This window comes from Methanothermobacter sp. K4 (assembly GCF_022014235.1).
Lineage (GTDB): Archaea > Methanobacteriota > Methanobacteria > Methanobacteriales > Methanothermobacteraceae > Methanothermobacter.
Genome location: NZ_JAKLTD010000002.1, coordinates 154,058 through 166,249, shown reverse-complemented (window position 1 = coordinate 166,249; position 12,192 = coordinate 154,058). Strand labels below are relative to the sequence as shown.

Annotated in this window: 9 protein-coding genes; 5 read left to right on the top strand and 4 right to left on the bottom strand. The window is 46.3% G+C overall.

Annotated features, from left to right (window positions below):
* The first annotated feature begins 5 nt into the window (after window positions 1-5).
* On the top strand, window positions 6-332 hold the full coding sequence (locus L5462_RS04580; RefSeq protein WP_237779640.1) for a YbjQ family protein: 327 nt from the start codon (window positions 6-8) through the stop codon (window positions 330-332).
* Window positions 333-995, top strand: a complete 663-nt coding sequence (locus L5462_RS04575; RefSeq protein ID WP_237779639.1) for a heavy metal-binding domain-containing protein — start codon at window positions 333-335, stop codon at window positions 993-995.
* 171 nt (window positions 996-1,166) lie between these two features.
* Here L5462_RS04575 and L5462_RS04570 read toward each other — a convergent pair whose 3' ends face one another.
* Complete coding sequence (locus L5462_RS04570; protein ID WP_237779638.1) at window positions 1,167-1,928, bottom strand: potassium channel family protein; 762 nt, start codon at window positions 1,926-1,928, stop codon at window positions 1,167-1,169.
* A 258-nt stretch (window positions 1,929-2,186) separates the two neighbouring features.
* Here L5462_RS04570 and L5462_RS04565 point away from each other — a divergent pair, with 258 nt between their 5' ends.
* A complete protein-coding gene (locus tag L5462_RS04565) occupies window positions 2,187-3,212 on the top strand; it encodes a H(2)-dependent methylenetetrahydromethanopterin dehydrogenase-related protein (protein WP_237779637.1) in 1,026 nt (341 codons plus the stop codon).
* An 11-nt stretch (window positions 3,213-3,223) separates the two neighbouring features.
* Complete coding sequence (locus L5462_RS04560; RefSeq protein ID WP_237779636.1) at window positions 3,224-3,571, top strand: roadblock/LC7 domain-containing protein; 348 nt, start codon at window positions 3,224-3,226, stop codon at window positions 3,569-3,571.
* 23 nt (window positions 3,572-3,594) lie between these two features.
* Here the strand turns inward: L5462_RS04560 and L5462_RS04555 are convergent, their stop codons facing one another.
* Window positions 3,595-5,184 (bottom strand): DUF2357 domain-containing protein, encoded by a 1,590-nt coding sequence (locus L5462_RS04555; RefSeq protein WP_237779635.1) that lies wholly within the window; start codon window positions 5,182-5,184, stop codon window positions 3,595-3,597.
* Between the two features lie 113 nt (window positions 5,185-5,297).
* The gene (locus L5462_RS04550) at window positions 5,298-7,436 is read right to left on the bottom strand and encodes an McrB family protein (protein ID WP_237779634.1); all 2,139 of its coding nucleotides are present in this window, start codon (window positions 7,434-7,436) and stop codon (window positions 5,298-5,300) included.
* A 49-nt stretch (window positions 7,437-7,485) separates the two neighbouring features.
* Between L5462_RS04550 and L5462_RS04545 the strand changes: the two genes are divergently transcribed.
* On the top strand, window positions 7,486-9,261 hold the full coding sequence (locus L5462_RS04545; RefSeq protein ID WP_237779633.1) for a DUF4007 family protein: 1,776 nt from the start codon (window positions 7,486-7,488) through the stop codon (window positions 9,259-9,261).
* Here the strand turns inward: L5462_RS04545 and L5462_RS04540 are convergent.
* Window positions 9,254-12,166: a hypothetical protein gene (locus tag L5462_RS04540; RefSeq protein WP_237779632.1), complete on the bottom strand. Its 2,913-nt coding sequence runs from the start codon at window positions 12,164-12,166 to the stop codon at window positions 9,254-9,256. The genes L5462_RS04545 and L5462_RS04540 overlap by 8 nt on opposite strands.
* Window positions 12,167-12,192: the final 26 nt, after the last annotated feature.

Here is a 12,192-nt window from a genome sequence, read left to right as displayed (position 1 = left end):
TAGTGATGCTCATGTTAACGTCGAATGTGATTGAGGGTAGGGTGATAGGGAGATACCATGGTATCGTGACGGGGGATGCACTCATAGGGGCCAACATATACAAGGACCTCTTCTCGGGTGTGAGGGACGTTGTTGGTGGCAGAACATCGGCATATGAGAAGGAACTCGCAAGGGCCAGGGAGCTCGCCCTATCCTCAATGAGGGAGGCTGCTGAGAAGCTGGGGGCTGATGCAATTATAGGGGTGAGGATTGACTACCACAACCTCGGGGGTACAATGGGGAACACAATCCTTGTATCCGCCACCGGGACAGCGGTGTCCCTTGATGAGTGAATGGGGGTGTTACCTGTGGGGAGGTACAGATGGGCCGTCCTTGCGGTGGCAGCTGGTCTTTCAGCGGGGCTACTGTCAGCCATCCTCTCTGTGAGGTTTCAGCTTGTGATTTTCGGCTTCAACATCATGTACATAGTATCCCCCCTCCTTGCAGGCTTCGTTGAGTCCTACATTGCAGGGAGGAAGTACGGGGCAAGTACCGGTGCTGTAAGTGCAATCCTGGTCTTTTTCGCTGTGAACATCTATGGCTGGTTCTTCCCGGCTGAACCCATCGAGTGGAATGTGTTCACGGTGGGTGGCCTGATGCTTGCCTTCCAGGCGGCCTTCCCCACAGCAGTGAACTTCCTCCTCGCGGCAATCATAACATACCTCCTGGGACTCGCAGGTAAGGGTGTGGGTGACCTTCTGGTGCCGAAAAACGGGACCATACCCCTTGAATATGATGCTGGAGGCGAAATGGTTGGTATAGCCGCAGGGGAGGCTGTCGGGAAACCCGATGAAATCACTGAACTCCGAAGGCAGGCTGTTGAGCGCATGCTGAGGGATGCTGAGGCCATGGGGGCTGTAGGGGTGGTTGACATCGATGTTGAGGTCACAGTGCTCAGTGGCCTCGGCGGGGAGGTTCTCGCCGTGACAGCCACAGGGACAGCGGTGAAGGGTTAACCCTCATCTTAAAGGGGATTCCAGAATGATGGGGGGGTAGCGGTGAAGGCTCAGCCTTTAACGTGGCATTATCTTTTCACACTAACTTATTCTTCTCCGGGGCAGCGGTGAATGGTTAGCATTCACATTTTTTATTTTAAGTGCCTGGTTTGAGGGATATGAGGTTAGCCTTTATCTGCGTTTTTCAAGCATATCCTCTATCCTCTCAAGTTTCATCTCGAGTTCATCCAGTTTATCACTGAGCCTCCTGAACTCATCCCTCCTTGTGGAGTCTATCCGCTCCTGCTCCCTCCTCAGGGTCTCAAGGAGTGTGGATGTGGCAGATGCGGTTATCAGGCTGGTGGATGCAATGGCACTGATCATTATGATCACACCTGTCAGCCTCCCCAGGGCTGTTACAGGTACTATGTCACCGTAGCCCACCGTTGTGATGGTCTGGAGGACGTACCATAATGAGTCCTCATATGTCCTCACAAGGGGGTTCACAGGACTCTCAACCAGGTAGAAGACGATTGTGAATACAAAAAGCACAGATACAAAGAGTCCAAGACCATAACCGAGCCTGCTGGTCCTTATGAATTCACCAACAGACCCCGCAAGGTCCCTGAATGCAATGAAAAGCCCAAACACCTTTATGAGGTTCAGGACTGCAAGTATAACTGAATCAGGGTTTACTCCCAGCAGATTCACACCGATGAAGTAGAAGGGCACCATCACAACGGGAATGTTCCACCTGTCACGGACAGCTGGCCGAAGTATGTAGGCTGTCACAACCGTGATGCTCGTGAGGAGGTCCAGGAGGACTATCCTTGAGAAGGTCCCGGGCTGAAGGGGGAGGAATATGCTGACAAGCAGTGATAGCCCATCGAGTCCAAGTAGAACAAGGATGATAACCTCATAAAGTATCCTGACACCCTTCTGAAGATCTTTCACATGTGGACCCCCCTCGAGGAAAGCATGAACTGGATACTAATTTATATCATGGATTATTTATAACCTTTCACACACGGAAAATGAAATCTTTCAGATTAAACCATCGTTTCATGTCCTGAATAAGTAATAACAGAATATCAATGTCCTGGATAAGTAATAACATGATATTATCCACCCATTCATGGAAAAACTTTAATAGGGTGAGATTCTATAACCTAATTTTTCTTCTGAAGACTTTCACATGAAAGAGTGATAACAATGAAGGTGACAGTTTACGGTGCTGGTAATCAGAAATTATATACTGAGGAACTGAACCTCCCTGAAAAGTACGGTGGGGAGGCTCCATACGGCGGAAGCAGAATGGCCATGGAATTTGCACAGGCCGGACACGAAGTTACACTTGCAGAACCTGTAAGGGATGTCCTGGAGGATGAACACTGGAACCTTGTTGAGGAGGCAGGTGTGACTGTCACAGATAACGATAAGGAGGCCGCGGCTGACGCCGATGTTGCGATTCTATTCACACCCTTCGGAAAGGGGACCGTGAGGATAGCCAGGGATATACTACCTGAGCTACCAGAGGGGGCGGTTATAGCCAACACCTGTACGGTATCACCGGTGGTGCTATACTACGTCCTTGAAAAAGAATTAAAAATGGACAGAACAGATATAGGTGTGTCCTCAATGCACCCTGCGGCTGTACCTGGGACACCACAGCACGAACACTACGTTATAGGCGGCAGGCCCACCGCGGAGCTTGACATTGCAACAGATGAACAGATCTCAAGGTGCGCTGAACTCGCAGAGAGCACAGGTAAGACAGCATACGTGGTCCCCGCGGATGTGACCTCAGCAGTTGCAGATATGGGATCCCTGGTCACTGCGGTGGCGCTTGCAGGTGTCCTGGACTACTACTATGTGGGTACCCAGATAATAAAGGCCCCTGAGGAGATGGTTGAGAAGCAGATACTCATGACACTCCAGACCATGGCATCCCTCGTTGAGACGTCAGGTGTCGATGGAATGGCCCGTGCCATGAACCCTGAACTCCTGGTGAAAAGCGCAAAGTCAATGCACCTCCTTGATGAACAGGAGGAACTGGACGCAGCCCTCAGGAAGATCTCCCAGCTCAACGATGATGTCATGAAGTGGATAGAGGGTGCCGATGTTAAACACACGGACCTTGTGGCTGCCCAGGCCCTCACAGGTGAACTCAAAACCGTCATGGGGGATCGTGCAGCTGAGGGTACAATAAGAAGGTGCATGAGGAAGATGTTTGAATAGGGGGTTTGAAGTTGATAGAGAGGATACTCAAGGACCTTGGAAGGGTGAACGGTGTTAACGGATCCCTGGTTGTTGGAAAGGACGGTCTCATAATCGAGAGTGAGGTTCCAGCTGACATCGACGCGGAACTCGTGGCCGCCATGGCCTCAGCGGTGTTCGGTACAGCCGAGAGGTCGGCCGAGGAGATAAAGCATGAGCCCCTCGAGCAGGTCATGATTGAGGGTAAACGGGGTAAAACCCTCATGATAGATGCCGGCGAGGGGATCCTCGTCGTGATAACCGATGTGGATGTGAACCTGGGAATGATCAGGATAGAGATGAAGAGGAGTTCTGAGAGGGTCAGTGACCTTCTTGCATGATCCTGTTTTTTGGATCAAATTCTTTATTTTTCTCCGGCTATTTTCATGATGGCCCTCTCCATGAAATCGCGGAGTCTCTTCTCATCCACAGTGGAGTCCCCGGGCCTCATGGGGAATGCACCCACAGATGGAACTTCTCCGGTTTCCTCATGGAATATCACCTTTTTGCTGCCAGGGTAGAGAATGTAGGCCCCCATGCTGTGGAGTATGGCGTCCTTGTAGGTGTGCATCTTGTATACATCCCCATCCCTGTACCGGCTTTCAAGTTCCTCCTCGGCATCCCGGAGGTCGATATCATAGAAGTCCTCAGGGTTAACCGTTGACCGGTACTTGGCATCAAGGTGGATGAAGTAGGTGCACTCCCCCACATTCACTAGGAGGGAGTAGTCTGGTTTGAAGGGGAGTGAATAGGAACTGCACCGGGTATTCCTGGTGAATCTCCCATTGTAGGATAGTGCGAGTTCCACATCCCCCATACTGAACCTGAGCAATGACATCCCCCTCCTGAGCCTCACACCCCAGTCGGTGAGGTCGAAGATATCACGGGGATTAACGGAGTCCCCGCTTATATCCTCGAGTATCCCTATGAGCCTGAAGTAGCACCAGTACTCGTAGAGTTCGCTGAGCTTCCTCTCAAATCCCCTGATGGTATCCTCCAGTTCATCCCAGGTGAACCTGAGTGAGAGGTCCAGCATGAAGAAGTACCTGAGTATATCCCTGTAGCCCTCCCTCTTCTGGAGTACCTGTGAGTTGAGGGGGAGGACCCTGAGTTCCCCCACATCCATGAGCCACCGGGCCGAGAGGAATCCCCTGGTATCATCAAGGAACCCCTCAAGGGAGTCCCTTATGTAACCCTCAGGGGCTGTTTCAAGTAGCCTCAGGATAAGGTCCTCAAGTGACTCAAGGAAGTACCTGTAGAAGCGGTTCTCGGGAATGTCAGGGGTCTCGCGGAGCCTCAGCTCAGGTAGTACCCTGGGGATACCCCCATCAATATTGCCGGGGGTGGAAATCACGGATATGATCTCCTCCGGGTCAACGGTGGCAGCCAGTCCTGCAGGCACCAGCTCCACCTCCCGCCGGAGGCCCGATGAGTACATCTGATTTATGTGCTCTGCCGCGGCATGGAGGTTCTCAGGCCTGAAGATGTGTTCAAGGATGAGGAAGTCCTCATAGAGTGTCCGTCCGGAGTGGTCATCCACGGTGAACCTCTGGAATACTGGTGAATCGGAGTTCAGTATGAGGGAGGTTATCCCATCTGAGAGGTCTGAGAGCATTGCAGGGTACTGTTCATGGTAGTTTATCTTCCTTGAGCGCACCTCAACGGGTACCGACTCATGGAGGTCACCGGAGGAAACATCAAGGAAGGACTTGCCGGCGTAGCTCCTGAAGTTGAGGAAACCCGCCGATTTTTCTTCTAAATGAAACCTGAGCTCCTGGAATACAGCATCCCTTTTCAGGGATGGGAGGACCTCACATTCACCTGAACCCTCAAAGAGCACATGGTATGTGGTCTCCTCCAGTAGCATGATCTCTGAGAGGTTATCATAGTATGGGCAGTGTTCTATGGGGTTGAGACCAGGCCTTTCAACCTCGGGGACGTTTATGAGACTCACAGGGTAACCGTTAACCTCGATGGTTCTCTCAGGTATCTCCCAGGGGCAGGGCCGCCCCGGATCCTCAGGGTGCCAAGCTGAAACTCTATGATAATCTCGGAGTCCATCTTCAACTACCTTATGAATGATACGTAGCGCTGGATCCTCAGTGTCTCAACCATTTCCCCTAGTTTATCCCGGGATTCAGGGAATCTCCCCTCACAGTGGTCCTTCAGTTCATTGAGGGTGTCCCTCAGGAGTCTCTCCGGGCCGTGGATCTTGGGCAGGATCTTCTGTTTGATCTGGGCGTCCAGGTAGCGCTCCCAGTTCTCCCATTCCACGGGTTTTCCCTCGTACACCCATGCGGCGTGCATGAATTCCAGGACCTCCCTGGTGACCCTGAAACCGAAGTCGAAGCCTGCCCTCTGAAGTTTTTCATGGAAGAAGCTGAGTTCATGGACAAGGTCATCCCTGATGCCACCCAGGTCCCCGGGGTCACTGGTGTCATGGTTGAGGGGGTCCTCCAGGAATTTCAGGTCCCCCGAAGGTTCTCCGGGTTCACCATCCTCCAGGAGGTATTCCCTGGGGTTCAGGGTCTTGAATTCTATGGTGTTTGCACGGTCAAGGACCTTGGGTGAGAACATGTAGGTCGTCTCATCCACGTTCACGGTACCGACAACCAGGAGGTTCTCGGGGATTGTTATCTCTGAGGGGAAGTCGCATTCAGGGTCATCATGGAGGGGTACGGGTTCACCACTCTCAAGGGCAGAGAGAAAGTCTGAGAAGTAGCGTTCGACGTGTGAAAGGTTCATCTCATCGAGTATGAGGATGTATGGATTTTCGGGGTCCTCTGAGGCCCTCATGATGAAGTCCAGTGCCGGGGTGCTCTGGTATTTACCTGTCATGATGTTGAGGTAACCGAATATGTGCCTCTTCTCGGTCCAGTTGGCACCCACAGGTACGATGAGGTATCTCTTCCTTTCAGGGGCTGAGATGTGCTGGCCGTAGAGCTGGGCGAGCTTAGTCTTACCCGTCCCTGAGTTACCTGTGAGGATCACGAAGGGCTTCACCTTGAGTGAGAGAAGGAAGTTCTCAACGAGTTCCGGTTTGAAGTGGTATCCCTTGTTTTTGAGATAATCGTGGTAATTAATTCCTTTACCTATTAAATTAGGGTCCGATGGGCTGGAAACATCATTATTATCATATTCTTCAGAAACTTTTTTTCTAATTTCGTTTAAAGTTTTATAAAAAACATCGTCTCCTAGGACTGGTTCAGCATTTTCAATGTCTACCTCTTTCGCTGTACTAGCATAAATGATTCCACCTGTTTTTCCCGTGAAAACAGGTTTTTTTAGCCTATAAACTCTAATAATCCATAAATAAGCGTTTGATTCAATAAAAGAGTTTACGTGCTTTGGATTCCATATATGATAGCTGTTGATTTTACCTAAAATTTTTTTTGGAATATTTATTACATCAACAACTTTAGCGAAATATTTTATGGCAGGCAGATTGTGCTGAGTTTCAGGAATACTCTTTTCAATGACAAAATCACGGTACTCTTTTTTGAAGGCATCTAAATAATTGTCATTCTTAGTATAGTTCACTGTCGGGTACAATAAAAATTCATTTATATTTGTGCCATATTTTCTTATAAGTATGGTTTGTTCTCCTTCTCCTAGAGCATCTACAATCGCTTTCCACTCATTGAGGCACTTGTTCAATTTCCTGGAAGTTACAGCTGTTTTTATCCTTTTAACATCATATACAAAGTCCCTTATATTTTCGGGGAGTGTATCGTCCAGGGGTCCTATGACCACGACCCTGCTTTCGCGGTCACCATCAGCCACCTCTGTCCACTCGCCATTATAATTATCCTCAAAAAATTTTTTACTGTAATTACCTCCGAGTTTGCCCCTGTGGACCACGTAATAGTTTCCGAGGGGGTCACGTGCAAAGGCAGCTCCTATTCTGCGATCTATGCCTTCGGGGGGAAAGTTTATCTCACAGACGATTGTATTGATTTCACCCTCAGCAGGTTCATCCGTCCCAAAACCGTTCCAGTACCTGCTTCCCTCGATGAAACGGGTCATGTACCATATCCTGAGGTCCGAGATCCAGTAAACCTTCCCCTCCTCCTCACCCCCCTGGAAACCTGCTCCCCCCTCAACGACTCTGTCAGCCCTTTCAGTAAGAATACGTTTCATTCGCTCCTGAAGCCCCTCTATCTCTTTCCCATCAGATACTATCCTCAAATTAACATATCTAACCAAGAAAGCCACCCCAAATTTATTTATTTTATCATCCACTATTTAATCTATGATGAATTCAAAAAGGGGCATTGACAGATACTCCACATTTGGTCTGCGGGATGAATGGCTACCATCCATCTTCCTCTGGGAGGAGAAGTGGACTGAAAGGAATAACCTCGGTCCCATCCAGGTTAAGGCCGTTGAGTCCTGGCTTGAGGGTGCCGGGCTCATCATAAGAAAAAGGGTAACACCCCTCTTCAGAAGAATCCGTGATATCTACTTCATGAAACCTGAATCAGCCTGGCAGATAATATGGACAGAACTGTACCATGGTTCCCCTGCAGTTAGAATATTCTGTGACCGTGTCGGGTTCGACGAGTACCTCGGTAAGGATGAGATCACAGGCATTCTGAAGGATGAAGAGCCTAACCTCACAGAATCAACCCTGAAAAACCCTGTCTCAGCAATCCTTAACATGTTTGAGCACTCCCATCTGGGGAAACTGGTTACTTTCAGAGGAAAGGGAAGGGGTAGACCGATTAAAAGGATTCACCTCAATGATCCTGACCCTCATGTTGTGGCATACTGCCTTTACAGGCTTTCAGAGGAGCTGGAAACAGAAAAAATAAAAATAAATGATCTTTTAACTGGTGAAGTTCCAGGATGTCCACTGAAGGTTTTTGGACTGGAGGAGAAACCACTGAAGCGTTTTCTTGAAGAACTCGAGGATTACGGACTCCTGAATATTGCCGAGGAGGTTATCTACCTTAAAAAAATACCATCCACTGAAGTGCTTGAAACCTATATAACCTCCCTCAAAACCTTCAACACCGAGAGACCAGACCTGAATCCTGATGAGATCAGATTAAGGGAGAAATTACGTGATTCGCTCATGGAGAACCCTGAGAGGCTATTCGGTGAAAGGATTCATGATCTTTATCATTTCATAAGGGGAGCCTCACTCAGAGAACTCATCACAGTGTGTGCGACCGCAGATGGAGGTTTAACATCAGAAAGGTTCAAAGGGCCCGGCTCATCCATACCTCTTCTTCTTTTACTTAGAATTGACGACATAGATTTTAAAATCAATTTTAATGATTTAAGGAACGTCATAGTCATCTGCCCAGATGTGGCCCTTTCAGGAGAGAGATTTGAGTTACTGCTTGATCATCTGACACTTGCAGAGACCAGAGATGGGGGTGAGCACAGGAGGATTGCTGAGAGAATAATCGCGACTTTGATCGGGGACATGATGCAGTCAGGTTTCCGCTGGTACCTCAACGGTGAATCAGGTGGTGGTGATATGCTCTACGGTGTCAGTGAGATGATAAACAGTGAACTCTCAAGAAGGATTTTCCCATTCGGCCCTGAGAATATACCCGAGATACGTGGAAACAGAAACCTCTGGAAAATAGGGAAGGACTATCCAAATGTTTTCAAGATATTCTTCCTCTCAAGGACCCTTGATGAGTTCAGGAGGAAGTCCACCAAGGGTTTATTCCGCTTTCTATCCTATCTTCTCCGTGATACGAATGGGAAATGGATCGTGGATGATGACCTCAACCTGAAGAACGGCACATACCATCCTGTTAAGGCAATGGTTGAGGTCACCGTTGATAGACTCTCAAAAAAGGAGAACGTTGATATTGTTGAGGAGTTGCGATTCCTCTTAGAACCACCATATGGCCTTAAGGGTGATATGATAGGGCATGCTGTGGTGTCATTTATATTGCGGACCCTGAGAGGTCATATCACGCGAAATGGAAGTATACTTAAGGATGTGGAGCTCATGGAAATTAAGAAGGAAATCCTTGAGAGATGGAAAGACCAGCTGCAACTCATCTGATGTATCTTTCATAATCTGAGAGTATCTTCATGGACGGTGCACGTATTTTAACCCTAACATTCCTTGCTTGATTTATTTTAAACTTGCGGGAACGTTTGAGAACGTGTTTTATTTCTTTCCAGAGGTCATCATAGAGTCTGTGATGTTTTAGAGGTAAAGATTGTTTTCCGTCGGTTAAGAATTTCCTTCTCATCTCCTGAAGTGTCAGTGAGGCGATGTAGGATCTCCTTGCCTGCTCCTCATCGAGTCCCATTTCAGGGAACAGCTCATTGAGTGCCATGTATATTTTTTCAACATCTGCAAGTCCCTTAGGATGTTCAACGTCGAAAATGGGAACATAACCCCTTGAAGTTTTTATAATCTCGGGCTCAGACAACCAGTGAGTTTTTATATATTCATGATTTCTGGCATTCAGATCAAATTTGACAAGATATTTAGAAAGGTAATCCTTTGCCCGCTCCTCATGGCAGCCACGTGTATCCATAAGTTTTTTCACAGCGGTTTTCATATTCTTGAGCCACTCATAGGAATCTTCAACCAGTTCCCCAAATCCGGTCCATGTATAATAGGATCTTTTTATCTGCAGATGAGGAGCAATTTCTATCATGAACTGCGTGAAGAGAATTTTGAATGATGCATAAAATCCATGTTCATCCAGCAGCAAGGATCTGTTCTGAAGGTTTTCTGCTTTGCTTCCTGCTCTGATGTGCTCTATTCTATCAGCATACTCATCCTTAAAAAACAGGATTCTGTGGGGAGGTATGAACATTCCCTCGTTCATTTCATTTATGGCAAGTACACATTCAGCACCTGGCTTTATGGTTCTTTTACGTCTTTCAGGGGTTCTTTCATGAAGCGATGATCTGTTATGCGATTTGGATCTAAGGATTTTCTCAAACTTCAGAATCTCCTCTTTAACAGTTTCCTGATCACTGATCTTTCCTGTGACATCAAATAGCAGTGCAGGCGCATTTTCATCTCTGGATGGAATATGTAGAGGTTTTTTTATCTGTTCTGTGATTCTGTTCTCGACTATTGATTTTATTTTCTTGAGATTGCTGGATCCCCCTATGAAGTAGAATTTAGCTACATATGTATCATTCATCGAGTAGTCTATAGGTGGATATGATGTTGTAATTATAACTGAATCATTCTTTTCGTAATGATTGGGGAGATCATTCCATGTGCATACCTCAACAGCTTTAAATATGGAATTCTCCTCATCAGTCTCAAAAATACTTTTCAGTTTTTTTGTTTCGTTCCATGACTTCAAGACGACAAATATGGATTGATTTCCATTTGCTGCCACTTCTGATTCAATGATGTCTTTCATTGAATTCAATATCGGATTTTGCTGTGAACTTGATGAAACTGAATAAACATCTTCGAATGTGTTTTTTACTTCATCAAATAAGGGCGTATCCAGAAGTTCATTGAGAATGTTATCAATGACCCATCCTTTCATTGAATACCTGTATGGCCCAGAAAGATGGAGTGGTGTTTCTGGAAGATGTCTTAGGTATTTGCGGAGAGTTCTGTCATTGTTCACTTTAAGAATCCTCTTGGATGTCTCTTCTATTCTATCAAGTTCATCAACATGAACATACTCTATTTTAGCATCGCGGGGGTTAAGAGATAGTTCACTTAATGATGATGAAAATGGGGATTGTATTGAATTATCTTTCTCTCTGAAAAGAATATCAAGGAGGGGTACACAGTCCCATGTGTGTGCCGTTAAACTGTCCATTAGATCCCTGTACAGGTGGCGGCTATCTGGTCTGCTGGAGAACATCAGAATAGTATGATCCGTTGAAAGAATAAATTCCTGAAATTTTCGCCATCTTCGTCCCCTGAAAAGCCTTTCGTTGACGAAAAAATCGGAATCGGTGAAGAATACAATATCTGGATTAAATTCTTCAATGAGACCAAAAAGATAATCAGGTTCCAGAAATTGCGAGACAAAAACCGCTGAATTTCCTGAGATGTCAGTATTTATGACTTCAGTTATGCAGTCATATTTAAATTGATCTTTAACCTTTATCAAGCTGTCAGAATGTAGTATTGCACTGAACATGTCAAATTTTGGAAAACGAAGCCTTTCCCCCGTCCATTCGCACCTTTCCTCAATCGTTATATTGATTATTCCATCATCGTTTATCATTTCCTTTTTTTTCTGTCCTTTTTCACTTTTTAGAGTAATACTTTTTACAGCGTCCATCCCATAGAGATTATTGTAATGTTTTAGAATGCGGTTTCTGCATTTTCTCAGGGTCATTTCAGGATTATAAAACGATATTTCTGTCACGTGTCTGTTTTTTAAATCCTTTATTCTGTAATGAATCTTTTTTTTCTTTTTGAAGATATTTTTTCTGTCTATTTTTGATATTATCCTTTTAAATTCTCTATAATCTCCTGAATTCAATTTAAAGGACATATTTTCAATGTAATGGAGGCTTTCAAATGCTGAAAAGGAGTCAGGTAGCCCAAACTCAGTTCTATCAGTTTTATCATGGATTTCTCCAACAACAATGATTTTCGCATTTTTCTTAATCCTGAGGTACTCGCATATCAGAAGGGGGATAAACCTGACGTCCTTCCAGGGCCATGTTATCAGGTACTTACCTGAACTAATTTGGGGAAGCCATTTCAGATACGATTTCTCAATTGGATTATTTTTTATTGACCAGAGTAAAGATAGATCCTTTTTTATGGATCCTTTTAACTTTTTCAGGAGATTATAGAGTTTTTCCTGCCTATGGAGATACATTGTCCTGCTGAAGAAAGCGCCGCAGGAGGAGCACATAAATGTTCCATCATCCTCCATCAGGAGAGGTGCTCCTGTAATCGCAGGTTCGTTACAGTTTGGGCATACAGGGTAGTCGTGATAGTAATATGCATTTTCCATATGTATTCACCATTTTTGACGGATCA